Origin of the sequence: Peptoniphilus vaginalis (assembly GCF_900176605.1) — a bacterium.
Classification (GTDB): domain Bacteria; phylum Bacillota; class Clostridia; order Tissierellales; family Peptoniphilaceae; genus Peptoniphilus_A; species Peptoniphilus_A vaginalis.
Genome location: NZ_FXLP01000003.1, coordinates 101,377 through 127,196, shown reverse-complemented (window position 1 = coordinate 127,196; position 25,820 = coordinate 101,377). Strand labels below are relative to the sequence as shown.

Sequence of the window (25,820 nt, the reverse complement as noted above, 5' to 3'; positions counted from 1 at the left end):
ATATGAATACTTATGACTTAATAATTATTGGTGGAGGAGCAGCTGGCCTTAGCTCAGCTATATATGCAGGTAGAGCCCTTTTAAAAACTCTTGTCATTGAAAAATTTTCCTTTGGTGGCAGAGTTAACAACACTCCCAAGATTATAAATTATCCTGGTTTTAAGGAAATCTCTGGCAGGGACCTTATTAATGAATTTAGGAAGCAGGCAGAGAGTTTTCCCACTAATGAATTTGCCTTTGGAACTGTGAAGGAAATTGAAAAAACTGAGGATGGCTTTGTGCTAAGGACTTTGAGAAGGAAAGAATATACTGCCAAGGCCCTTATTATTGCAACAGGAACCTATGCCAAAATCTTAAATGTGCCTGGTGAAACTGAGTTTGCAGGTCGAGGAGTTTCCTATTGTTCTACTTGTGATGCAGATTATTTCAAGGACAAGGACATACATATCCTAGGTTCTGGCGACTTGGCTCTTGAAGAGGCCGACTATCTTTCCAACTTTGCTAACTCTATTAACATGATAATCATCCACGAAGAAGGCAAGTTTGATGGCAACCAGTTGGAAGTGGAAAAGATATTGAAGAATCCAAAAATTTCCTACACTTGGAACTCAAAGCTTGAGGGCATCAATGGGAATGAAAGGGTCAACAGCCTTGACATTCTTGACCTATCTGACAAGACAAAGACTAGGGTGACTTCTGATGGGATTTTTATCTTTGCGGGCATGAGTCCTAACTCCAACTTTGTCAAAGATCTTGTAGATCTTGATGAGCTTGGCTTTATAAAAACAGACGAAGCTATGAGAACTTCTGTTGAAGGAATTTTTGCAGCAGGAGATATTAGGAACAAGGCCCTAAGACAAATTGTAACTGCAGCCAATGATGGTGCAGTGGCAACAGTTTATGCAGAAAGATACATTAGGAAGAGGGGTGTCTTATGAGAGTCTATCCAAGAGGGACAGTAGTTTACAAGAGAGAAAAGGCCTACAATGGCATAAATTTAATTTCAACTGCCAAGGACGGGGCACTTATAATAAAAATGGATGGGACAGAATTAAAGAGGTATTCTGTTAACCCCATGCCGGCAAAGATGCTACCAAACAAAAATATCATGAGTATTTCTTCCTTTAGGTCATCGGACTTTGGTGTCAGTGATGGGATTGACTTACTTGAATTTGATAAGGAGGGCAAGATTGTCTTTCACTTTAACAAGTTTAAGTTCACAGAGGACAGGGGCTATAGACCTAAGTGGATGGCAAGGGCCCACTCTGACTTTCAAAGAGAAGGCAACTCTCTTGGCTATTATTATCCAGGCCAAAAAATCGTGGAAAATGGAAAGACCCTCCTTCTTGTTCATGATGCTATTGTCGACACGAGAATTTCTGACAAGGCCCTGCTTGATGACGTTATATTAGAAGTTGATGAAGATGGAAATATAATTTGGAAGTTTTCCTTTAGCGAACACTTTGATCAACTTGGCTTTTCTGAAGAAGCAAAAAACGTAATTTACAGAAATCCAAACTTGAGGATCACAGAGAGACCTCTGGGCAACTATCTTGACATAACTTCAATTTCAACAATTGGAGAAAACAAGTGGTATGACCAAGGAGATCCACGCTTCCATCCTGACAATATTTTATTTACAGCAAGGGCTGCAAATATTATTGGGATAATTGACAAGAAGAGGTCACGAATTTGCTACAAGCTGGGACCAAACTTTTCCGACTTCACAAAGGTTGACCCAGTTGTTGGCTCTGCCTTTGCAAGTATTATCCCTAAGGGTCTACCAGGAGAAGGCAACCTCTTAATTTTTGACAACGGGGGAAGGTGTGGTTACGGTTCGCCAACTCTGACATCGCCATCGGGTTTACTCCCCTTTGTTAGAAATTACTCTAGGATTCTTGAAATAAATCCAGTTACTCTTGCAGTGAATTGGTCTGTGGACCCAAGGGACTTTGGATTTTCAATCCCAATGAATGGCTACAAGTTTTATTCTCCTTATGGTGGTAATCTTCAAAGACTGCCTAATGGAAACACACTTATTACTCTTGCCACAGAGGGTCTTGTAATTGAAATTACTCCTTCAAAGGAAATTGTATGGCAGTGGACTTGCCCTTATAGGACAACCACAGAAAACCTCTTGAAGAACAATATGATTTACAGGGTCTATAGGTATCCCTATGACTACCTAGACGTTGATGAAGAAGAAAATGAAATTCAAGAGATAGAGGATGCATCCTACTTCAAACTCCCTGGAGCTGGAGACTTTAAGTCAGTCGAGATTACAAATGTAAATAGGAGTAGGCTATCAATTGACATCGACCCACTTTCTCAAGAGTCAGAATCTGTAAGAGACCTTGTAGAAAACAAGAAGGTAATAAAGAGAAATGAATCTGTGATTAAATACATTGCGGCAAATCATTTTGACGAGACAATAAGAGATAAGAAGATGGCAATATTAATTTATGGGGCAGAGAGGTGCTCTCACTGCGAGCCACTTATGGAAGTTATGGAAGTTCTATTAGAAGAAGAGTTCAAAGATGTGTCCTGCTTCTACATGGACCTTGACAAGAACAAGTCCTTTGCAGAAGAACATGAAATCTTTCAACTTCCTAGGGTTTCTTTCTACAAGGATGGAAAAAAAGTTTACGAGTTTATGGGAGAAAAATCCTATGACGAAATTGCTGGCTTGATAGAAGAATATCTCTTAGGCTTATAAGAAGACATAAAAAAACTGGGATTGAGTTCCCAGTTTATTTTTATGTCTTTACACCTTAACTTCTCTTAAAATTTATTAGGCTTCTTCTGTGTGCCAAGATAAATTTTCGTAGCCCTTCTTCTTGACCTTTGAGTTTATTAAAAATCTATTTTTTGTCATCCTTAGCATATACTTGTCATCATCATAGGAGTCGGAATAGGCAGAGGAGTTTTCGTAGTCAATCTCAATTCCTTCTTGTGCCAAGAGGTCTCTTATGTTTTTCACCTTGACGTCTTTCTTGTTGTTGCCTCTTGTCATCTTGTAGTCACTTCCAAGGTCAGTCCCAATTATGTAGTCAAAGGGATAGAGGCCCTTTACATACTTTAGATAGGGAGTGGCAGATGCTGAGCAAAGAATTTTTATTGTGTCCTCGTCGTGGGAATAGAATTCTTCTTCAAACTCCACAAAGAAAAATTTTGGGAAGAGGTTGTCTGTTACAAAGTCCTTCAGCTCATCTTCGGTAAAATATTTTATAACAGAGACCATTTGGTTCTTCATTATGTCAAAATCAGATGCCAGCTTAGACCTTATGTAGGCAGAAGCAAGGCCAGCCATGGTACTCGCAAATTTTATTTTTTTATTTTTAAATCCATACTTATAAAGCTCTAATATTGATTCGCAAGCAACTACAGTTTTGTCAAAATCATAGAGCGCAAGCTTTTTTTTCAAAATCTCACCTCAATAGAATTATATCAAATAGACTCCATTATAAAAAGTTATATGATATACTAAAGTTGTGATATTTATGGGAATTATTATACATGTTGACATAGATGCCTTCTACGCATCTGTAGAAGAGCTTGACGATAAATCTATAATAGGCAAACCCCTAGTCGTAGGTGGCAGGTCCAATCACGGAGTTGTCACTACGGCTAATTATGTTGCAAGAAAGTATGGTATTCACTCTGCCATGCCCATGTATATGGCAAAGAACCTATGCGACCACTTGATAATAAAACCCATGAGAAGAGAGAGGTATCTGGAGAAGTCCAGACAAGTCTTTGAAGTCCTAAGGACCTACACAGATAAAATTGAAAAAGTCTCCATTGATGAGTCCTATCTGGACATAAGTGGGCTGGGTTACGATGTGGATATTGTGTATGATTTACAGAAAAAAGTTTTTGAAGAGACTGGCTTAAGTGTGAGTTGTGGTTTGAGTTACAACAAATTTTTGGCGAAGCTTGCCAGCGACTGGAACAAGCCCAAGGGAGTAAAGATTATCAGGAAGTCGGACATCCCAGAGATTTTATTTCCCTTAGACATAAGAAGGGTTCATGGGATTGGTAATAAGACAGAGAAAAGGTTGAGAAACATAGGGATAAATACTGTAGAGGACTTGTATTCCCTATCTTATGATTTTTTAGTCACCATGTTCAAGAAGAGTGGTGAAGAAATTTACAAGAGGATAAGGGGAATTGACAATAGAGAAGTCACTCCCAACACTGTGAGAAAAAGTCTGGGGACAGAGTCCACCTTTGAAGTGACAAGCAAGAGGGAAGAGTTAATTTCTCACTTAAGAGATTTTTCTAAGGAAGTATCAGAAGACTTAATTGTAAAAGAAATTTCCGGCTACACCTTGACCCTCAAGATGAAGGACGAGAACTTCAAGGTCAAGACCAGGTCAAGGACTTATGAGAATGCAATCTACGAAGAAGAGGATATCTTTAACAAGTCCATGGAAATTTTTGAAGAAGCCTATGAGGGCGATAAGCTTAGACTAATTGGTATAACAGTGTCAAACTTGGTAGACTTAAACATAAGACAACTTTCTTTCCTTAAAAGATAAAAAAAGTAAATCTTTTTTCGAAATTTTATGCTAAAATAGTCAAGAAATAAAATAAAAGGAATTTAATTATGAGAAATTTTTGGGACTTAAACTATGGAGAGGTTGGCTTTAAATTTTATGGAACTTACCATTTCGCTTGCCTTGCTATTATTTTTATATTTGGAATAATTTTATACAAACCTTGGAGAGGGAGCAGAGGCTTTAGGATTTTTATCGCCTTAACACCAATTAGCTTGGAAATGATTAGGCTTGTGGCAGTCTTAATAAGCGGTCACTATGACTCTTCTTACTTGCCCTTCCACCTCTGCACAATTGGGGCACAGTTCATGGCAGTGGATGCCTTTGTTGAAAGAAAGTTTATAAAGGCCTGCCTCTATTACTTGTTTATGCCAGCGGCAATTCTAAGTCTTTTTACACCAGGCTGGGACCAAGTAAATAAATATTCTTATGTGGCAATTATTTCTTGGATCATCCATGGAGTGAATGCCTTTTATCCAATTTATCTTGTGCTTTCAAAGGAATACCTGCCAAAGATAAGAGATATAATATATCCAATAATTTTCATACTTGTGACTCTTCCAATAATAAAAGTTTTAAACATCAAGCTCAATGCAAATTATTATTTTATAGAAGAGCCCTATGAGGGATCAGCCCTTGCAACTATAAAGGACGTCTTTCCAAATTATGTTGTGGGACTTTTTATAGTCACAGTCTTTGTTATGGTCCTTACATTTTTTATTTATAAGATAATTTCAAAATTAATAAGAGAAAAGAAACCTAAGTTAAAGTAAATTTTAGCTTAGGTTTTTATTTTAGCTTGATTGTAAAAAAATAAAGACGAGGAAGGACCTCGTCAAATTAGTTTTCGCTACCCAAAATATTATAAGTTACGGCAACTAGAGAGCCACCAATAATATTTCCAAGGGTAACTGGTATTAAGTTTTTGAAAATTAGTCCAAATCCAAATTCAGGGTTTAGCATCTTTGTTAATGCGAAACAAGTCATATTTGCAATACTATGTTCAAAGCCTAAACTTACAAAGGCAAGTATGCACCAGAAAATTAAAATTAATTTTGCTGAATCAGATAGATTTCTTGAACAAATTAGTACTGCAAGACAAACTAAAATGTTACACATAATTCCCCTAAATAACAATGAAGTGAAGTCATAACTTGCTTTTGTTGTTGCTAGTTTTAAAAGGGCTTCATTGTAGTCTGGAGAAACGCCAGTCATTTTAAATAAGATGGAAATTAAAATTGCTCCCAAAAAATTTCCTATATAAGAATAAATAAGAATTTTTAAAAATGTAGACGTTTCAAGTTTCTTATTTAACTTGGCGACAGTTGTAACGAGAACAATACCTGTGAATAGTTCGCCACCTGCAAACATAACGAAGGATAGGGCTAGGGAGAAGACAAATCCATTGACAAATTTTACAAGTGCAATGGGTAATGAGGAAAAAACATTCCCTGATAGGACCATTATTAGAATCCCAATGCCAATAAAAAACCCAGCCATCATAGCTGCAACCATGTACTTGAAGAAAGAAGATTCTAGTAAATCTTTCTTTGCATTAGCAGAGCTTATTAATCTATTTACTATGTCTTTATACATATTCCACCTCTTTTTATACTTTAATAACTATTATATCAAAAAGAAGAGGCTTTTCAATGAATGAAAGGCCTCTAATATTAGTCTATTCTGTACTTTTTAGAATCTATTGCTACAACTATTACTTGAACTATAGGCATCAATAGGTTAAAGAACAAAAATGGAAGGTAGTGAACTGTGGAGACACCAAGAACTGTTGACATATAAGTTCCACAAGTGTTCCAAGGAATCATGGCTGATGTAACAGTTCCCCCTGACTCGAGAGTTGATGATAGGAGTCTAGGAGCAATCTTCCTATCCTTATATTCATTTTTAAACATTCTTCCAGGTACAACTATGGAGATGTACTGCTCTGGCATAGTTGCGTTGGTAAAGAAGCAAGTTAAAATTGTAGAAATAACAAGTCCAACCACAGACTGAACCCTGTAGAGGAATTTTTTTACTATGGCTTCAAGTATTCCAGTTTCTTCTGCAATGCCACCAAACATCATAGCGATAATTGTTAGAGAGATGGATGACATCATATTGTTTAAGCCACCAGTAGTTAAGAGTTTATCCACTGCTTCAAGACCAGTCTTTGAAACATAACCATTGAGTCCAGCTGATAAAATGTCTCCAAAGTTTACACCTTGATAGATTGGACCCAAGATTGCAGCAATAATAATACCAAGACTAATGCCAGGGACTGCTGGGAGCTTCTTGGCAATGGAAATTATTACAACTAAGGGTGCCAACAAGAGGACGGGCGAAATTGTAAAACTTTCTTTGAGTCCCTTGGCGATGATGTCGACATTGGATAAGTCAGCACTAGTTCCCTTGTACTTGATAGATAAAAATCCAAAAATCAAAAGTGTTAAGCCATAGGCAATAAGAGTTGGCTTAAACATTGCCTTGATGTGGGTGAATACATCTGTGCCTGCCATGGCTGGTGCAAGGTTTGTTGTATCAGATAGGGGACTCATCTTGTCGCCAAAGTAGGCGCCAGATAAAACTGCACCTGCTGTTAGGGGAGCAGGTATTCCAAGTCCACTTGCTATACCCATAAGGGCAATCCCCATTGTGCCAGCTGTTCCCCAACTTGTGCCTGTGGCAAGAGAAGTAATTGATGTAATTAAAACTGTTGCAACAAGAAAAATTGAGGGTTTTAAAATCATAAGCCCGTAGTAAATCATTGTTGGTACAACCCCTGCCAAGATCCAAATTCCTATTAAGACACCAATTATGGCGAGGATTATTATGGACTGCATGGCTTGTGAAATTCCTTTTATCATTGAGTTTTCTATAAACTTCCAAGAGTAGCCAATCTTTAGAGCGACAAGGGAGGCGATTAAAACTCCAATGAGCATAGGGATGTGTGGACTCTCTTTATATTTAATTATGCTTATAAACATTATTATTGTAAGAGAGACAAAGGTGAAGAGGGCTTCAGCAAAGTTTGCCTTCCTCACTTCTTTTTCATATTTATTTATATTATTCTGGTTCATAAAACACCTCGTATAAATTCAAAAATTTAAATTATTATATCATTTAAAAGACTTCATTAAAAGTTTTTATTGGGTCGCAAAGATGATATACTATAAGGGATTGGGGGAAATTATGGAATTAAAAGACACAATTAGAGCAATTGAAAATTATCCAAAAGAGGGAGTCATCTTTAGGGACATAACAACTCTTTTAAAGGACAAAGATGCTTTCAAAAAAGCAGTTGATGAAATGGCAGCAAGAATAGATGAAGACGTTGATAAAATAATTGGGATTGAAGCAAGAGGTTTTATCTTAGGAGCAGCTCTTGCCTATAAATTAAACAAGGGCTTTGTACCTGTGAGAAAGCCGGGCAAACTTCCTTGGGACAAGTTAAGTGAGTCTTACGACCTTGAATATGGACAAGATTCTATTGAGATCCACAAGGATGCCATTGATCCAGGAGAAAAAGTTGTAATAGTGGATGACCTACTTGCAACTGGTGGAACATCAAAGGCTTGTTTAAAACTTGTTAGAAGTCTAGGAGGGGAAGTATCTTCACTATTATTCTTAATAGAGCTTGAAGGACTAAAGGGAAGAGACCTATTAAAGGGCGAAAAAGTTCTTTCAGTTATAAAGTATTAATTTAAAAATTTAAAAATTCTTGTAAATATAATTGAATTGATTTAAACTGTTTCAAGTACGCATATTATTTTTTAAAAATAATATGATTTAAAAATTAAATAAATAAACTTATGGGAGCAATATGCTGAGAGGAGTTAAGACTCGACCATTTTACTTGTTAGGATAATGCCTTGACAAGGAAAAGTATTATTACTCCTATAATTTTATAGGAGGTTTTTTTATTTATGAAGTATGCTACTCAAATGGAAGCAGCAAAGAATGGATTTGTTACAGATGAAATGAAAATTGTAGCAAAGAAAGAAAATGTGTCTTGCGAATACCTTTTAGAGAAGATGGCATGTGGTGAAATTGTAATTCCTAAAAACAAAAACCACAAGTCAATTTCACCTGAGGGTATAGGGACTGGACTTAGGACCAAGATAAATGTAAACTTGGGAATCTCTAAGGACTTAAATGACATTGACATGGAAATGGAAAAAGTAGATATGGCATTAGCTATGGGTGCAGAAGCCATAATGGATCTTTCAAATTATGGCAAGACTCAGGAGTTTAGAAAAAAGCTAATTGAAAAATCTACAGCTATGATAGGAACAGTTCCAATGTATGATGCAGTTGGATTCTTAGACAAGGGTCTTTCCTACATCAAGGCAGAGGAGTTTTTAGACGTAGTTAGAAATCATGCTGAAAATGGTGTCGACTTTGTTACAATTCACGCAGGAATTAATAGGGCAAATTCAGAAATATTTATGAGAAATAGACGTGTTAATGAAATTGTATCTCGTGGTGGTTCTCTTCTCTTTGGTTGGATGAAGATGAATAATCAAGAAAATCCTTTTTATGAATACTATGATGAACTCTTGGATATTTGTCGTGAATATGATGTAACTCTTTCTCTAGGAGATTCATTAAGACCAGGTGGGATTCACGATGCAACAGACCCATCTCAAATAGCGGAGCTCATTACACTTGGAGAACTTACAAAAAGAGCCTGGGAGAAGGATGTGCAGGTAATCATTGAAGGACCAGGTCACGTGCCAATTGGTGACATCGAGATGAATGTGAAACTTCAAAAGAAACTTTGTCACAAGGCACCTTTCTATGTATTGGGACCTCTTGTTACAGATGTTGCACCAGGTTATGACCACATTACATCTGCAATTGGTGGTGCAATTGCTGCAGCTTATGGAGCAGATTTTCTTTGTTATGTAACTCCTGCTGAACATTTAAGACTACCAGATGTCAAGGATGTTCGTGAAGGTATTGTTGCTTGCAAGATTGCAGCTCACGCAGGAGATATTAATAAGCTAAAGGACGCAAGAGCTTGGGACCTTGAAATGAGTAAGAGACGTCAAAAAATTGATTGGGATGGCATGTTTGAAATTGCACTTGATAAGGAAAAACCAAGAGAGTACAGAGATTCATCAATGCCTGAAGAAGAAAACACATGCACAATGTGTGGCTCAATGTGTTCTGCAAAAAATATGAACCTAATACTTGAAGGTAAAGATATAAAAATAGAATGTTAATTCACTAATATGGTATCAAAGAATTGCTAGCGTAAAAAATTTAATTAGAATAAAAAAATAAAAATAGGGAGCTTGTTGACAGGCTGAGAGGAAATTGTTAATTTCGACCGTTACCTGATTTGGATAATGCCAACGTAGGGATATAAGGACTTTAGCTGCTCTGTCAACATTTCTCGGGAGGTTAATATGAAATCAAATACTAAGAAGTTAACAGTGGCAGCTTTTTTTGTTGCCCTTGGAGTTGTTTTTTCCTTTGTAAATATACCTGTAGGTCTTGCCAAGTGTTATCCAGTTCAACACATGGTTAATGTTTTATCAGCTGTCCTATTGGGACCCCTTTACTCAGTCCTAGTTGCCTTTTGTATTTCACTTATTAGGAATATGTCTGGAACAGGATCCTTAATGGCATTTCCAGGTTCAATGATTGGCGCATTTTTTGCAGGAATTTTATTTTACAAGACAAGGAAACTTTCTCTTGCCTTTTTGGGTGAAGTAATTGGTACAGGCCTTATTGGTGCACTTTTAGCTTATCCTATTGCCAAATTTGTGTTAGGAAAAGAAATGGCATTATTTGGTATGATTATTCCTTTTTCTGTAAGTACACTTGGTGGATCAATAATTGCCATAATAATTATTTTAAGTATTAAAAACACAGGGCTTAATAAGTATTTCAACTTATAAGGGAGTAGAAATGGAAATAAAAAAAATTCTTACAATAGCTGGATCTGACTCCAGTGGTGGTGCAGGAATACAAGCAGACTTAAAAACTATAAGTGCCTACAAGTATTATGGGATGAGTGCGATTACAGCCATAACTGCTCAAAATACCTTGGGAGTTCAGGCTTCACTAAGTCTTGATGAAGGAATACTTAGGGAGCAACTTGAATCTATTTGTGATGACATCCTTCCTGACGCTGTAAAAATCGGAATGATTGCAAGCCCAGGTCAGGTAGAAGTTATAGGCGAAGTAATTGATAAATATTTGAAGGGTGTCCCCCTTGTTTTAGATCCAGTTATTACATCCACAAGTGGCTTTACCCTTGTGCCTGATGATACTGTAGAGAAGATGAAGGAAGTTCTTTTTGATAAAGTTACCTTAATAACTCCAAATCTTATTGAAGCTGGAATTATTTATGGAAAAGAAATTGAAAATATTGATGATATGAAAGAAGCTGGCAAATTTTTATTTGAAAAATATGGGACAGCCTTCTTAATCAAGGGTGGACATCTTAAGGGGTCAAAGGATGATCTTCTTTGCCATGAAGCTGGCATCTTTCTCATAGAGGGAAAGAATATTGAAAATAAAAACACACATGGGACAGGTTGCACTCTTTCCAGTGCCTTGGCGTGTGAGCTCAGCACGGAAAAAGATCTTCTCCATGCAGTTAGGTCTGCGAAAAAATATTTAAGTGGAGCAATAGCCTTTGGCTTGGATATAGGAAGGGGCAGAGGTCCCTTGTATCATTTTTATAATTTGAGTGATAAAGATGAAAATTAAATGCAATTTAAAAAAACTAAGGGACAAGGCTCCCTTGATACATATTATTTCCAATGGAGTTACCAGGGGAAGGGTAGCTGACTTTGTCCTATCCATAGGTGCGAGTCCAATGATGGCAGAGTATTCAAAAGAAGTATCTGAAATCACAAAAAAATCTTTAGCCCTAGTTTTAAATATGGGAATGTTAAATGAAGATAAAATTGAAGCAATTAAAATTGCAGGAAAAACAGCAAAAGAAAATAATATCCCCACTGTTCTTGATCCTGTTGGTGTTGCTTCTAGCAAGATAAGAAGAAACTTAGCAAAATATCTTCTTGATAATTTTAAGTTCAATGTCATTAGGGGAAATTTTAATGAAATAAATTATTTAGCTGGGGGTCAAGCCTTCGCTGGTATAGATTCAAGAGATAAAAATTTATCGGAAGAGGACTTTATAGAACTTGCGCTAAGACTGAATGAAAAAACTGGAGCAACTGTAGTTGTAAGTGGCAAGTATGAAGTAATTGCTAACTCTCACATGCTTATTTCTATACCTGGTGGTCATGATGATTTTAGAAAAATAAGTGGGCTTGGGGATATGGAATCAGCAATGATAGGCTCACTCTTGGCGACACCTATGTCAAACCTAAAGGCTTGTGCCATTTCGGCAATATTTTTAAGACAGCTTGCAAGAGAAGTAATAGCTGATGGAAGTATAAAGGCTCAAGACATAATAAGTAAAGTTCAAAAGCTTGAGGAAATAAGTGGAGAAATTGAAATTTTATCGCCAAGCTATAAATTTAAAAAGCCAAGTTTATATGGAATTTCTGATGGTAATGATTTGATGAAAATAAAAAATGCCACAAGAGCTGGGATGAAAATTTACCAGCTAAGGGACAAGATATCAGATGAAGCTTTGCTTGGAGAAAAAATTTTAAAGATAAAAAAGGAAATTGAAGAAGATTGTCTCTTCATCTTAAACGATAACTTAAAACTTGCAAAAGAATATAAGACATCCCTTCACCTGGGACAAGATGATGAAGAGATTTCTCTTGCAAGAAGAATTTTGGGTAGAGACCCAATAATTGGAGCAACTGCAAAAACTCCTGAGCTTGCAATTGAAGCAGAGAATATGGGAGCATCCTACCTTGGTTCCGGAGCTTTTTTTGAAACGGAAACTAAAAGAGATGCATCAATGATTAGCTTGGAGACTTACGAGGAAATAAGAGATAGCATTTTAATACCAGCCTTCCCAATAGGTGGTATAAATTTGGAGAACCTAGACTTGTTTAAGGGGGTAGAGATACCTGGCCTATGTATGTCTAGTGGAATTTTTTCACTTGATGAGAATGAAGTAGAGAAAAATGTCAGGGAAATAATAAACAAGTTAAATAATTAAATGCCTATACAAGAAAACATCTGTGGGATAAATTCTTACAGATGTTTTTCTTTGCAAAATTTTAATTATTTCTTTCCGCTGTGTCCTTAATATTATTTACGCAAAGGGTGAGAGCAAGTAGGGCTTCAGTGTATTCTTCATCATAAACTGTGAGCTTATAGGTATCAGTCAAGGCAAAAAAGGTTTTTTCGATTTCGCCAATTACCTTATCTCCCTTATAGATTTCAAAATTTAAATCTTGGAATTGCCCTTCTAAACGTAGGGACTCGCCATCATAATCAATCCCAATCCTCCTAACTAAGAAGCTGATTTTCGATTCGACCCTCATAAACTTCCCGTCAGAGAAATTTACATTAAACTTTTGGAGGAAGGAGAAGACTTCTTTTTCAATTTTTAAAATTTCCTTGCCCTTCATATCAGAAATTTTCACATCATAACCAATGAATGTAAAATCTTGGTCTACATAATAAACTTCTCTGCCATCATCATCGAGGATGGGGTAGTGGTCTGTGATCTTAAAAAGATTTTCTTTAAAATAATAATTTTTCATGACTCCTCCTTTAACTAAAACTATATCTTAAGTTGATTTTATAAGTTTATAAAGGCTTTTACAATAAAAAAACAAAACCCCACAGAGTCCTGCGGGGTTTAAGATATTTTGATATTAGTCAAGATTTAGTGAATTAACAGCCTTATCAATTAATTCGTCCTTAACAAAGTAAGGAAGTGTGATGTGTCCAAATTCGTTATCTTGGTTAAATTCTTTTGATACTTCAATTGCATGTTCATTTCTAGCCCAGTTACGTCTAGCAACACCACTCATAACGTCCCAAGTAAGTGAAAGATCGATGATTTCGTCAACCATTTCAGATCCGTCAAGAACTAGACCGAATCCACCGTTAATTGATTTACCAATACCAACTCCACCACCATTGTGAAGAGCAACTAGTGACATACCTCTAGCACAGTTTCCTGCGAAACATTGTGTAGCCATGTCAGCTGTTACGTTAGAACCATCTTTAATGTTAGATGTTTCTCTAAATGGTGAGTCTGTACCAGATACGTCGTGGTGGTCACGTCCCATCATAACAGGACCAATTTTTCCTTCTCTAACAAGTTCGTTAAACTTATGAGCTATTGCAACTCTACCCTTAGCATCTTGGTAAAGAATTCTAGCTTGAGTACCAACAACTAATTGGTTCTTTTCAGCGTCTCTAATCCAGTTGTAGTTGTCACGGTCTTGGTATCTTCTGTTAGGGTCGATACATTCCATAGCTGCGTGGTCAGTAGCAACTAAGTCTTCGTGTTTACCGCTTAGGCAAACCCATCTAAATGGTCCATATCCATAATCAAATAGAAGTGGTCCCATGATGTCTTCAACGTAAGAAGGCCAAATGAATCCGTCTTTATCGTCTTTACCGTTCTTAGAAATTTCTTTAACGCCTGCATCATATACAGCCTTTAAGAAAGAGTTACCGTAGTCGAAGAAGTAAGTTCCCTTTTCAGTAAGCTTCTTAATAACTTCAAAGTGTCTTCTAAGAGTTTTATCAGCAAGTTCGTGGAATTTCTTTTTATCAGTTCTTAATAGTTCAGTTCTTTCTTCGAAAGTGATTCCTACTGGACAGTATCCGCCATTGTAAACGTTGTGGCAAGAAGTTTGGTCAGAAAGTAGGTCAATATGAACATTTTCTTTTTCCATATATTCAAGAAGGTCTACGATGTTACCGTGGAAGGCAATAGAAAGAGCTTCTTTCTTTGCAAGAGCATCTGTAGCAAGCTTAACAGCTTCTTCAGGGCTTTCAGCAAGTTTCTTAATCCAGCCTTGTTCAAGTCTAGTTTCGATTCTTGAAATGTCAACTTCAGCGATGATAGAAACAGCACCAGCGATATCTCCAGCCTTACCTTGAGCACCAGACATTCCACCAAGTCCAGAAGAAACGAATAATTTACCAGCTAGGTTGTCTTCATTTCCAAGACCAAGTTTTAATCTACCAGCGTTAAGGATTGTGTTGTAAGTTCCGTGAACGATACCTTGTGGTCCAATGTACATCCAACCACCAGCAGTCATTTGACCGTAGTTAGTAACGCCCATTTCTTCAGCAACTTCCCAGTCTTCAAGGTTGTCATATTCACCGATCATAAGACCGTTAGTGATTATAACTCTTGGAGAGTTCTTTCTTGATTTAAATAGTCCAAGTGGGTGACCTGAAGCCATAACAAGAGTTTCGTCATCGTGCATGATTTGAAGATATTGTTTAATTAGGTTGTATTGCATCCAGTCATGACAAACTGAACCAGTTTCTCCATAAGTTACAAGTTCGTATGGATATAAAGCAACATCAAAATCTAAGTTGTTGTCGATCATTACTTGGAAAGCTTTACCAGCTAAACAATTTCCCTTGTATTCGTCAATTGGTTTACCGTAAATTCTTCCTTCAGGTCTGAATCTGTATCCGTAGATTCTTCCTCTAGTAGTAAGTTCTTCTAAAAATTCAGGAATTAGTTCTTCATGATATTTTTCTGGGATATATCTTAGAGCATTTCTAAGAGCAATCTTAGTTTGATCCTTTGAAAGTCTAAATCCTCTATCAGGAGCTCTTCTAATTCCTTGTTCAAAAGATTTTTTTTCTGGAAGGTTTGAAATTTCTACCTTCATTATCTTTTGAACTTCTGCGTTATGATTATTTATCACTTTTATCAACCTCCATTTAATTGACATTATAAATTAAAATTTTTGAAATGTAAACACAAAGGGAAATTAATTTCCTAAAAAATTAAAAATATATCAAAAAAACAAATGAATTTCTTGAATTGTCTTTAAAACTAGTATGTAAAGGACACTTTTCCTTAAAATATGTGATTAATTCACCGTGATAAATTGAAAAAATGAATCGTTTTCAAACCTGGAGAAGGAGTTTGAAAGATAAACGATAAAAAGTTTAATGATTTAAATACAATTTTATGGACTTGCAAATAATTCTTGAGTCGCAAAAATTTATAAAGCCGTAAAAATTTATAAAGTTGTAAAAATTTATAAAGTCGTAAATACCTGTTGAGTTAGAAAAAATAAGAAATAGATTTTTATTGCGAAGAAAAGTTTTTCTTAAAATTTTATTCTGAAAATTTCTATAGAACAAACTAAAAAAGCCAACTCAAAAAAACATAGAAACTTTTTAAGAATCTAAATAAAAATATTTTCATATTTATTGGGTATATAATTTGTGTTAATATATTGACAGAAAAAGGAGGAATTTATGAAAGCGGATAAAATATTAGTTAATCTTGAACAGGTTTTCTCACCAAGGGACATTGGTAGACCACTTAGGGGAGAAGAAATGAACCAAGCTGACATCTTAAAAAATGCTTATATTGCTATTAAGGATGGCAAAATATTAGAAGTTGGCGAAGGTAATGGCTACGAAAAATTAAAAGATGACAAGACTGAAATAGTTGATCTTACAGGCAAGACTGCAACTCCAGGTCTTATTGATGCCCACACTCACCTTGTATATGGTGGAAGCCGTGAAAATGAATTTGCCATGAAGCTTAATGGAATGGAATATCTTGAAATTCTTGAAGCAGGTGGAGGAATTCTTTCTACACTAAAGGCAACAAATTCAGCAAGCTTTGATGAACTTTATGATAAAACAAGAGACCTTCTTGAACACATGCTAGTTCATGGTGTAACTTCTGTTGAAGCAAAAAGTGGTTACGGAATCACTCTTGAAACAGAATTAAAGGAACTTGAAGTTCTTAAAAAATTAAATGAAGATTTCCCAATAGAATTGATTACAACCTTTATGGCAGCTCACGTTATTCACGAAAAGTACAAGGATAACCCAGACGAATATGTTGACATTGTAATCGACATGATGCCAGAAGTTGCAAAGAGAAATCTTGCAGAATTCTGTGACGTATTCTGTGAAAAGGGAGTATTCACAGCAGAGCAATCTGACAGAATTCTAGAAGCTGCAAAGAAACATGGCTTTAAATTAAGAATTCACTCTGATGAAATTGAAAATGTTGGTGGAGTAGATGTTGCTGCTAAGGTTGGGGCAGTTTCTGCAGAACACTTAATGGTAGTTGATGATAAAGAAATTGAAACTCTTTCAAAGGCAAATGTAATTGGTAACCTTCTTCCAGGAACAACTTTTTCACTTATGTTAGACACTTATGCTCCAGCAAGAAGAATGCTTGACAAGGGAATGGCAATTACACTTTGTACAGACTCCAACCCAGGATCATGTCCAACAGCAAACCTTCAGTTCATTATGCAACTTGGCTGCCTAGAAATGAAACTTACACCAATTGAAGTTTACAACGCAGTAACTATTAACGCTGCTTACTCAGTTGATAGGGCAAAAACTATTGGATCCTTTGACAAGGGCAAGAGGGCAAACATTACAATCTTCGATGCACACAGCATTGACTATACACTTTACTTCTTCGCAACAAACCTCTGTAAGCAAGTTTATATTGACGGAGAGCTAGTTGTTGAAGATAGAAAGTTAGTAAAATAATTAATCGGGAAAACAATATAGGATTTAAAACAAAGGGGCTTTGGTCCCTTTGTTTTTTTATGAAAACATATTGTTTATTGAAAAAAATAAAAAATACAATAATCTTGATAATAAAACATTTTTGTAGTTTATGAAGAAAATTAAAAAAATAAAGTACCAAAAAAAGCTTTAAAAATCAAGGAAATTAAGAGAACGAAACAAGGTTTACTTTAATAAGTTAATACAACACTTTAAGTAGTAGATTGTATTATTTAGTTAAATGCAGAATTGTATTATTGACAAAAACATAAGAGTGTGAGAAAATAAAGAAAACATTTTCAAAGGAGGAATAATATGTTGTTATTTAACCCCGTAGTAGTATCAGTATTACTACTTGTAGTATTATGTATGTTAAAACTTAACGTACTACTTTCACTGTTAGTAGCAGGTGTTGTTGCAGGATTAACTGCAGGCATGCCACTATACGTATTTGATGCAGATTCTTGGCAAGCAAATACAATTGGAAAGCTACCAGGATTTGGAACTGAAGGCGATCCAATTATTGGTACAATAATTGGCGGTATGGGAACAATGGCAGAGACAGCTCTTGCTTATATCCTAATTGGTATGTTCGCTTATTCAATTGGTAAATCAGGACTTATAACTATACTAGCTCAAAAGCTTTCTAAAGTTGTAGGAAATAATAAATTCTATTTGATTTTCCTTATAGCATTTATTTCAATTTTCTCACAAAACCTTTTACCAGTTCACATTTCCTTTATTCCTATTCTAATTCCACCTCTACTAGGACTTATGAATAAGTTAAAGATTGATAGACGTGCAGTTGCATCAGCTCTTTGCTTCGGATTAAAGGCACCTTACATTACAATCCCAGCAGGATTTGGACTTATCTTCCACAACATTATTGCATCAAATATGACAGATGCAGGTATGCCAACAACAGTTGCAGATACTCAAAAAGTAATGTGGATTGGTGGATTCTCAATGTTAATTGGTTTAATCTTCGTTGTATTTGTTCTTTACGGAAAAGACAGAGAATATGAAGATCTTGAAATCCCAGGAGTTATTTCTCTTGATAAAGAAGTTCACATGACAGCACAAGCTTGGGGAGCTTTGATCGCAGCCCTAGCAATGCTTGTTGTTCAAATCATTACAACTAACCTTCCATTCTCAGCATTAATCGGAATTATCTTCCTATTAATCACTCGTTCAATTAAATGGAAAGAAATAGATGAAATGGTTAGCGGTGGACTTGACCTAATGGCATTTATAGCATTCGTTATGCTAATCGCAGGTGGATATGCTAACGTTCTTAACACATCAGGTGCAGTAGTTAACCTAGTTAACGATACAGCATCTATTATGGAAGGAGCTTCACTTGTAGTTTCTTCAATTGTATTGCTAGCAATTGGTCTTGTTATTACAATGGGTATCGGTACATCTTTCGGTACTATTCCAGTAGTAGCAGCAATCTATGTTCCACTAGCTCAACAATTAGGCTTCTCTAAACCAGCTATTATACTTCTAATTGGTATAGCAGCAGCTCTTGGAGATGCAGGATCACCAGCATCTGACTCAACAATGGGACCTACATCTGGTCTTAACGCTGACGGACAACACGATCACATTTGGGATACTTGCGTACCTACATTTATCGCATTTGACGTATTCCTAGTAATCGGTGGTGTAATCGGAGCAGTATTATTATCTTAATAAGATAAAATTAAAAATTGACTTTAGTCATTTAAATGCGGGCAGCTAATTAGCTGCCTGTTTTTTTATTTTTTTATGTCGATTTTTTGAAGGGGAAGATAAGATTATTATCTTTGGGGAATTTTTTATAATTTACTAAGTTATAGAAGGCTATAGGTTTGCGAAAAAATTATAACTTTGTAGTTTTTTATGACTTTATAAAGAGAAGTGACTTCACAAGATTTTATGACTTTATAAAGAAAAGTGACTTTGTAGTTTTTTATGACTTTATAAAAGGTAAGGACTTAATGAAAGTTTATAAAGTCTTAAAAGTTGAATTATTTACACTTTAATTATAGAATTAACTTTGTTAGTAGATACTCGTTGATAGAGTTAGCAATATGAATTGAAATATAAATGTATAAAAACAAATTAGATGAAATTAGTTAAGCTAGGTTCTGTTTAAGACTTTATAGAAGATAAACTTATAGAAATATTTTAAAGGATGATAAAATGAAATTTGATTACAATGCCTATCCCTATCCTTCCACAAGGAGGACAATTTTTGGCAAAAACGGAATGGTGGCAACATCGTCACCCTATGCGACAAGTGCTGGGGCAAAAATTCTTCTTGAGGGAGGAAATGCCATTGACGCTGCCCTTGCCACATCAATGACCTTGCCAGTAGTTGAACCTACAGGTAATGGATTGGGATCAGATATGTTTGCCTTAATTTATTTTGAAGGCAAACTCTATGGGGTAAATGCCAGTGGCAGAAGTCCTAAGAATATTTCTATTGAAAAGTTAAGAGAAAAGGGCTATGATAAAATGCCTTCATGTGGGGTAAATGTAATTAATACGCCGGGACTTATTGGTGGAGTAATGAAACTTCATGAGGACTTCGCCAGTCTTAGTCTCGATAAAATTTTTGGGCCTGCAATCTCTTATGCAGAAGAGGGCTATCCAGTTACTCCTCAAATTGCAAAACTTTGGGGAGAAAGCGTGAAAAAATATAAAAACTTAAATAGGGATGAGTTCGAAGAATTTTTTAAGTCCTTTACTATAGATGGAAGGGCGCCAAGAGCTGGAGAAGTCTTCAAGTCCCCTGATATGGCAAGGACTCTAAGAGAAATTCGCGACACTAGGGGAGAATCTTTTTACAGAGGAGGACTTGCAGAAAAAATTGCAAGTGAAGTTGAAAGACTTGGTGGCTTTTTAAGTCTTGATGACTTAAAAGACTTTGAAGCAAGATATGTTGATCCAATTTCCACAAACTACAAGGGAATTGACATTTGGGAAATACCACCAAATGGTCATGGGATTTCTGTCTTAATGGCTCTAAACATTTTAAGTGAAATGGAAATAGAAGATCGTGAGGACCCTAAGACCCTTCACAAGATTATTGAGGCTATAAAATTATCTCTCACTGATGCCAAGACCTATGTGGCTGATCCAGTTAAGATGAAAATTGAAATTGAAAGGCTCTTGTCAAAGGACTATGCCAAGGACAGGAGGGCAAAAATAAGTGAAAGGGCAAAAAGTCCAGAAGCTTTTAAGATAAATTCTTCTGACACAGTTTATTTTGCAACAGCCGACAAGGATGGCAACATGGTTTCTATGATTCAGTCAAATTACGCTGGCTTTGGATCAGGCATTGTTGTCCCTGGAACTGGCATAAGTTTAAACAACAGGATTGAAAATTTTTATTTTGAAGAAGGACTTGCTAACTCTCTTGAGGGTGGGAAGCTTCCTTATCACACAATAATTCCTGGTTTTATGACAAAAAACAATGAAGCACTTGGAGCCTTTGGGATAATGGGAGCCTTTATGCAACCACAAGCCCATGTTCAAGTTCTCATGAATATGATAGATTTTAATTTAAATCCACAAGCTGCCCTTGATGCGCCAAGGATTATGTGGATAGATGACAAAAAAATTCAGGTGGAAAAGGACTTTAGACCTGAAATAATTAATGAACTTAAAAAACTTGGCCACGAAGTTGAAGTTGTAAGTGACTACAAAGATATGGGTAGGGGCCAGATTATTTTAAAAGATAAAGACGTATATATTGGTGGAACAGAAAAGAGGACGGACTCCAATATTTTTTCTTATTAGAAGGTGATTAAATGAAATTTAAAATTCATTCTGAATACAAGCCCACAGGTGATCAACCTCAGGCAATTGATAAGTTAGCTGAGGGAATCAAGAAGGGCTACAAGCACCAAAACCTACTTGGGGTAACAGGTTCGGGCAAGACCTTTACCATGGCAAATGTAATTGAGAGAGTTCAAAAGCCAACTCTTGTAATTGCCCACAACAAGACTCTTGCCTATCAACTTTGTTCGGAGTTAAAGGAGTTTTTCCCAGAGAATGCTGTGGAATTCTTTGTTTCCTACTATGATTACTATCAACCTGAGGCCTATGTGCCAGGGACTGATACCTTCATCGAGAAGGACTCCTCTATTAATGATGAAATAGATAAGCTTCGTCACTCTGCCACTATGGCTCTTTTCGAGAGGAAGGACGTAATTATTGTTGCATCAGTTTCTTGCATCTATGGTTTAGGGGACCCAATTGACTATGAAAAGTTGGCAATCTCTCTAAGACCTGGCATGATAAAGGACAGGAACGAAGTCATGAGCAAACTTGTCGACATCCAATATGTGAGAAATGATTATGAATTTAAGCGTGGGACCTTTAGGGTTCGTGGAGATATTTTGGAAATTTTTCCAGCTTCTTCATCGGAAAACTCTATAAGAGTCGAATTTTTTGGGGACGAGATTGATAGGATAACTGAAGTAAATGCCTTGACAGGTCAAGTTCTTCATTATCTAAACCACGCCTACATTACTCCGGCATCTCACTTTGCAACTTCAGAAGAAAAGGTAAAGCGTGCCATTGTTACAATAGAAGAAGAACTTGAGGAAAGACTCAAGGTCTTAAAGGACCAAGAAAAACTTTTGGAGGCTCAAAGGTTGGAGCAAAGAACAAGGTACGACTTGGAGATGTTGTCTGAGATGGGCTTCTGCTCTGGTATAGAAAATTATTCAAGACACCTATCAGGTAGGGCGCCAGGTTCAAGACCCTATACTCTAATAGATTATTTCCCCAAGGACTTCTTGACAATAATTGACGAGTCTCACCAAACTATTCCACAAATTAGGGGGATGTACAATGGGGACAGGGCTCGTAAAGAAACTTTAGTTGAATATGGATTTAGACTTCCTTCGGCCTTAGACAACAGGCCACTAAGGTTTAATGAGTTTGAAGAAATGATGAACCAATGCGTTTATGTTTCTGCAACTCCGGGACCCTATGAACTTGAACACACTGAGCAAGAGGTTGAACAAATCATTAGACCAACTGGTCTTCTTGATCCAATAATAGAAGTGAGACCAATTAAAAATCAAATTGACGACATAATAAATGAAGTGAATGGAGCCATTGAAAGGGATGAAAGAGTCCTCATCACAACCTTAACAAAGAGGATGTCTGAAGATTTATCAAGACATTTAAAGGAAATTGGGTATAAGGTAACTTACATGCACTCTGATGTGGACACCTTGGAGAGGATGAAGATAATAAGAGACCTAAGGCTTGGCAAGGTTGACGTCCTAGTTGGGATCAACCTATTGAGAGAAGGGCTTGACCTGCCAGAGGTTTCAAGGGTTTGTATACTTGATGCAGACAAGGAAGGCTTCCTTCGTTCTGTCACATCACTTATCCAAACTGCTGGTCGAGCAGCGAGAAATGCTGATGGAAAAGTTATAATGTATGCCGATACAATAACTCCTTCCATGAGGATAACTATTGATGAAACTTCTAGAAGAAGAAAAATTCAAGAAGAATACAATGAAGAGCATGGCATCACTCCAAAGACAATAGTCAAGAGTGTTCGTGAAGTCATAAATACTGCCATTGTTGCAGAAGAGTCTATTGACTTTAAGGATATTAAAGATGAAGAAAATGAATTTACTAAGGATGAAATTAATGAAATGATAGATGCCCTAAAACCTGAAATGTACAGGGCAGCAGAGGAACTTGACTTTGAAAAGGCTGCTGAAATTAGGGACAAGATAAAGGATCTAAGGGAGAAGAAAAAATCTGCCCTCCTTTAAAGAGGTGTTATATTGAAAGACGAAATAATAGTAAAGGGAGCAAGGGTCAACAATCTAAAAAATGTTGACCTTAAAATTCCTAGAAATAAATTTGTAGTTTTCACAGGACTTTCTGGATCGGGCAAGTCATCTCTTGCCTTTGATACAATTTATGCAGAAGGTCAAAGAAGGTATGTGGAATCCCTATCTTCCTATGCAAGACAGTTCTTGGGACAAATGGACAAGCCGGAAGTTGACTACATCGAGGGAATGAGTCCATCAATTTCCATTGACCAAAAGACTACGTCAAAGAACCCAAGATCAACAGTAGGGACAGTTACAGAAATCTACGACTACCTAAGACTCTTGTATGCAAGGGTTGGTCATGCCTTTTGTCCAGAGTGTGGAAGAGAAATTTCTTCCTATACTATAGACCAAATGGTAGATGAAATAATAAAACTAGATGAGAGGACAAGGATTCAAATTCTTTCACCAGTTGTTAGACACAGAAAGGGTCAACACAAAAAAGTTTTTGAAAAAATTAAAAAAGAAGGCTTTTTAAGAGTTCTAGTTGACGGAGAAATGCACGATATTGGGGAAGAAATAGAACTTGAAAAAAATAAAAATCACGACATAGACATTGTCATTGATAGGATAATAATAAAGGAAAAAATCGAATCAAGACTTGCAGATTCGCTAGAAATTGCAACAAACTTAAGTGATGGGATAGCAAAGATAAATGTAATCGATGGAGATGATATGATTTTCTCCACAAAGTTTGCCTGCCCCCACTGCAACATTATAATAGAAGAAGTTACTCCTAGGTCCTTCTCCTTTAACTCTCCTATGGGAGCTTGTGATGAGTGTAAGGGACTTGGATTTTCTAAAGAAGTTTCAAGAGACTTGGTTATTCCAAATAAAGACCTTTCAATAGATGAGGGAGCAATTGCCTGCTACTCTAACTCTAAGGGAACATATTATTATGAAATAATTTCACAAATTGCAAAGAAATTTAATTTTTCTACTAAGGAACCAATAAAAAATGCTCCAAAGGAATTTATGGAAGCAATTTTTGAAGGCTACAAGGGAAAACTTAACTTCTCTTTTAACTCCTACTTCTCTGGAGAGAAAAAATACTCTGGAGGCTTTGAGGGTATCTTAAAAAATCTAAAGAGAAGGTACACTGAATCAAGCTCTGACAGGATGTTAGATAAAATTGACGAGTTTATGGAAGAAGTCCCCTGCCCTAAGTGCCATGGAACAAGATTAAAAGATTCATCTCTTGCAATAAGAGTTGGAGGCCTAAATATCTATGAGCTAACAGAATTATCCATAGACAAGTCTCTCGAGTTTTTTGAAAATTTAGAGTTTACAAAAAATGAAATGATAATTGCTGAAGAACTTTTAAAGGAAATCAAGTCCAGGCTAGAATTCTTGGTTAACGTCGGTCTTGAATATTTATCCCTATCAAGGATGGCGGGGACACTTTCTGGTGGCGAGGCCCAAAGAATAAGGTTAGCAACTCAAATTGGGTCCAAACTTGTTGGGGTAATCTATGTACTTGATGAACCAAGTATTGGACTTCACCAAAGGGACAACGCAAAACTTCTTGAGTCCCTTAGAAATTTAACAGATATTGGCAACACCTTAATCGTTGTTGAGCATGATGAGGACACTATGTTTGCTGCAGATGAAATTGTAGACATTGGACCCCTTGCAGGAGTTAATGGTGGAAGGATTGTTGCCCAAGGAACTGCCGAAGAAATTATGGAAGTTCAAGAGTCCATAACTGGTGCCTACCTAAGTGGGAGAAAGAAAATTGAAGTTCCCAAGGAAAGAAGGGCATACACAGGCAAGTCTATCAAGGTAATAGGTGCGGAGGAAAACAACTTAAAAAATATTGATGTTGAATTCCCACTGGGACAGTTTGTCTGCGTGACAGGAGTTTCTGGATCAGGCAAGTCTTCTCTTGTAAATGAAATTCTCTACAAGAGCCTTGCCCAAAAGATAAATAAGTCTAGGATAAAACCTGGCAAGCACAAGTCTATTGAAGGGCTTGATAATATTGACAAGATTGTTGACATCGACCAATCACCAATTGGTAGAACGCCAAGGTCAAACCCTGCCACTTATACAGGTGCCTTTGATATAATAAGAGATGTCTTCGCCAATACCAACGAGGCAAAGATGCGTGGCTACAAGAAGGGAAGATTTTCTTTTAACGTCAAGGGAGGAAGATGTGAGGCCTGCAAGGGTGATGGAATTTTAAAAGTTGAGATGCACTTCTTGTCTGACGTTTATGTTCCTTGCGAAGTTTGTCATGGAAAGAGATACAACCGTGAAACTCTTGAAGTAAAATACAAGGGAAAAAATATTTATGAAGTCTTAGACATGACAGTGGAAGAGGCAATTGACTTCTTCAAAAATCATGAGAGAGTTTTGAGAAAACTTGAAACCCTAAGAGACGTTGGACTTTCTTATATAAAACTAGGTCAGTCTTCTACACTCCTATCAGGTGGTGAGGCCCAAAGAATAAAGCTTGCAACAGAATTATCTAAGAGGGCAACGGGAAGAACTCTATACATCTTGGACGAGCCAACAACTGGTCTTCATTCAGAAGATGTAAATAAATTAATCAAGGTCTTGGAAGAACTTGTGGATAGGGGTAACACAGTTATAACAATTGAACACAATCTTGATGTTATAAAGTGTGCAGATCACATTATAGACCTTGGACCAGAAGGTGGAGAAGGTGGAGGTCAAGTTATCTTCGCTGGAAGACCAGAAGAAATTATTAAGTGTAAGAATTCTTATACAGGAGAATTCTTGAAGAATAAATTGGAGGATTAAT

20 protein-coding genes and 1 riboswitch are annotated in these 25,820 nt (G+C 36.5%); of the genes, 15 read left to right on the top strand and 5 right to left on the bottom strand.

The genetic code is table 11. The features are described 5' to 3' along the window. Positions 1-2: 2 nt before the first annotated feature. Both CAN42_RS01355 and CAN42_RS01350 read left to right on the top strand, forming a co-directional pair. Positions 3-938, top strand: coding sequence for an NAD(P)/FAD-dependent oxidoreductase (locus tag CAN42_RS01355; protein ID WP_085875216.1), 936 nt, complete (start codon positions 3-5; stop codon positions 936-938). Beyond that, positions 935-2,716, top strand: a complete 1,782-nt coding sequence (locus tag CAN42_RS01350) for a thioredoxin domain-containing protein (RefSeq protein ID WP_085875215.1) — start codon at positions 935-937, stop codon at positions 2,714-2,716. Before CAN42_RS01355 ends, CAN42_RS01350 begins: the two co-directional genes overlap by 4 nt. 75 nt (positions 2,717-2,791) lie before the next feature. Here the strand turns inward: CAN42_RS01350 and CAN42_RS01345 are convergent, their stop codons facing one another. Continuing rightward, positions 2,792-3,424, bottom strand: coding sequence for an HAD family hydrolase (locus CAN42_RS01345; protein WP_085875214.1), 633 nt, complete (start codon positions 3,422-3,424; stop codon positions 2,792-2,794). A 76-nt stretch (positions 3,425-3,500) separates the two neighbouring features. Here CAN42_RS01345 and CAN42_RS01340 point away from each other — a divergent pair, with 76 nt between their 5' ends. Beyond that, positions 3,501-4,541, top strand: coding sequence for a DNA polymerase IV (locus CAN42_RS01340; protein WP_085875213.1), 1,041 nt, complete (start codon positions 3,501-3,503; stop codon positions 4,539-4,541). A 68-nt stretch (positions 4,542-4,609) separates the two neighbouring features. Continuing rightward, complete coding sequence (locus CAN42_RS01335) at positions 4,610-5,332, top strand: YwaF family protein (protein ID WP_085875212.1); 723 nt, start codon at positions 4,610-4,612, stop codon at positions 5,330-5,332. A gap of 67 nt (positions 5,333-5,399) precedes the next feature. Here the strand turns inward: CAN42_RS01335 and CAN42_RS01330 are convergent, their stop codons facing one another. Both CAN42_RS01330 and nhaC read right to left on the bottom strand, forming a co-directional pair. Beyond that, positions 5,400-6,155: a formate/nitrite transporter family protein gene (locus CAN42_RS01330; RefSeq protein ID WP_085875211.1), complete on the bottom strand. Its 756-nt coding sequence runs from the start codon at positions 6,153-6,155 to the stop codon at positions 5,400-5,402. Between the two features lie 77 nt (positions 6,156-6,232). Beyond that, positions 6,233-7,636: a Na+/H+ antiporter NhaC gene (nhaC, locus tag CAN42_RS01325; protein ID WP_085875210.1), complete on the bottom strand. Its 1,404-nt coding sequence runs from the start codon at positions 7,634-7,636 to the stop codon at positions 6,233-6,235. Between the two features lie 112 nt (positions 7,637-7,748). Here nhaC and CAN42_RS01320 point away from each other — a divergent pair, with 112 nt between their 5' ends. The 5 genes from CAN42_RS01320 (at position 7,749) to thiM (ending at position 12,660) form a co-directional block, all read left to right on the top strand. Continuing rightward, positions 7,749-8,258, top strand: coding sequence for an adenine phosphoribosyltransferase (locus tag CAN42_RS01320; protein ID WP_085875209.1), 510 nt, complete (start codon positions 7,749-7,751; stop codon positions 8,256-8,258). Positions 8,259-8,482: 224 nt separating this feature from the next. Continuing rightward, the gene (thiC, locus tag CAN42_RS01315; protein WP_085875208.1) at positions 8,483-9,784 is read left to right on the top strand and encodes a phosphomethylpyrimidine synthase ThiC; all 1,302 of its coding nucleotides are present in this window, start codon (positions 8,483-8,485) and stop codon (positions 9,782-9,784) included. Between the two features lie 54 nt (positions 9,785-9,838). After that, positions 9,839-9,942: riboswitch (TPP riboswitch) on the top strand. Positions 9,943-9,970: 28 nt separating this feature from the next. Then, a complete protein-coding gene (thiW, locus tag CAN42_RS01310; protein WP_062571458.1) occupies positions 9,971-10,465 on the top strand; it encodes an energy coupling factor transporter S component ThiW in 495 nt (164 codons plus the stop codon). 10 nt (positions 10,466-10,475) lie between these two features. Next, complete coding sequence (gene thiD / locus CAN42_RS01305) at positions 10,476-11,282, top strand: bifunctional hydroxymethylpyrimidine kinase/phosphomethylpyrimidine kinase (protein ID WP_085875207.1); 807 nt, start codon at positions 10,476-10,478, stop codon at positions 11,280-11,282. After that, entirely contained in the window at positions 11,272-12,660 is a 1,389-nt protein-coding gene (thiM, locus tag CAN42_RS01300) for a hydroxyethylthiazole kinase (RefSeq protein WP_085875206.1), read from the top strand. The genes thiD and thiM overlap by 11 nt, the downstream gene beginning before the upstream one ends. A gap of 61 nt (positions 12,661-12,721) precedes the next feature. Here thiM and CAN42_RS01295 read toward each other — a convergent pair whose 3' ends face one another. Together CAN42_RS01295 and CAN42_RS01290 are read right to left on the bottom strand one after the other, a co-directional pair. Continuing rightward, positions 12,722-13,210, bottom strand: coding sequence for an LURP-one-related/scramblase family protein (locus CAN42_RS01295; protein WP_085875205.1), 489 nt, complete (start codon positions 13,208-13,210; stop codon positions 12,722-12,724). Between the two features lie 114 nt (positions 13,211-13,324). Then, positions 13,325-15,316 carry a urocanate hydratase gene (locus CAN42_RS01290; RefSeq protein ID WP_423806679.1) on the bottom strand — a complete coding sequence of 664 codons (1,992 nt, stop codon included), beginning with the start codon at positions 15,314-15,316 and terminating at the stop codon, positions 13,325-13,327. 598 nt (positions 15,317-15,914) lie between these two features. On the opposite strand from CAN42_RS01290, the gene hutI reads away from it, so the two are divergent. The 6 genes from hutI (at position 15,915) to uvrA (ending at position 25,819) form a co-directional block, all read left to right on the top strand. Continuing rightward, positions 15,915-17,180 (top strand): imidazolonepropionase, encoded by a 1,266-nt coding sequence (hutI, locus tag CAN42_RS01285; RefSeq protein WP_085875203.1) that lies wholly within the window; start codon positions 15,915-15,917, stop codon positions 17,178-17,180. Positions 17,181-17,513: 333 nt separating this feature from the next. Beyond that, positions 17,514-18,893, top strand: coding sequence for a Na+/H+ antiporter NhaC family protein (locus CAN42_RS01280; RefSeq protein ID WP_085875202.1), 1,380 nt, complete (start codon positions 17,514-17,516; stop codon positions 18,891-18,893). 158 nt (positions 18,894-19,051) lie between these two features. Then, on the top strand, positions 19,052-19,225 hold the full coding sequence (locus CAN42_RS08965) for a hypothetical protein (protein WP_167627538.1): 174 nt from the start codon (positions 19,052-19,054) through the stop codon (positions 19,223-19,225). 160 nt (positions 19,226-19,385) lie between these two features. Beyond that, positions 19,386-20,987: a gamma-glutamyltransferase family protein gene (locus CAN42_RS01275; protein ID WP_085875201.1), complete on the top strand. Its 1,602-nt coding sequence runs from the start codon at positions 19,386-19,388 to the stop codon at positions 20,985-20,987. An 11-nt stretch (positions 20,988-20,998) separates the two neighbouring features. Next, the gene (uvrB, locus tag CAN42_RS01270) at positions 20,999-22,990 is read left to right on the top strand and encodes an excinuclease ABC subunit UvrB (protein ID WP_085875200.1); all 1,992 of its coding nucleotides are present in this window, start codon (positions 20,999-21,001) and stop codon (positions 22,988-22,990) included. 12 nt (positions 22,991-23,002) lie between these two features. Beyond that, a complete protein-coding gene (gene uvrA / locus CAN42_RS01265) occupies positions 23,003-25,819 on the top strand; it encodes an excinuclease ABC subunit UvrA (RefSeq protein ID WP_085875199.1) in 2,817 nt (938 codons plus the stop codon). Position 25,820 lies beyond the last annotated feature (1 nt).